Annotated in this window: 1 protein-coding gene; it reads right to left on the reverse strand. The window is 29.3% G+C overall.

Annotated features, from left to right (window positions below; all coding sequences use genetic code 11):
• A partial coding sequence (locus tag SB658_RS24185; protein WP_410602889.1) for a WG repeat-containing protein occupies positions 1 to 270 on the reverse strand: 270 nt, incomplete at both ends.

The raw sequence follows: 270 nt of genomic DNA on the forward strand, positions 1-270 counted from the left end.
GCCGACTGTTTTAACTTTTTCTATTCTTGGCGGACCAAAACTTTCTTCTCTGTCTTTTCGGTCGAAATCATCTTTTTTGTCAAGTATTTTACCTTCTGTATTAATTATATAAGTTTCAGAATCAATTTGTACACAAGCAAAACCTTCATAGTATGAGAAATTCGTTTTATAACCAAATGGATAGGCGTTTTCGTATTGTATTGGTAATATTATTTTTTTGTTTTTGTCACAATAACCATATTTGTTTCCTTTTTTAAAAGGAATTAACTG

The sequence above is a fragment of the Bacillus sp. SIMBA_008 genome (genome assembly GCF_046535495.1).
Classification (GTDB): Bacteria; Bacillota; Bacilli; order Bacillales; family Bacillaceae; genus Bacillus; species Bacillus subtilis.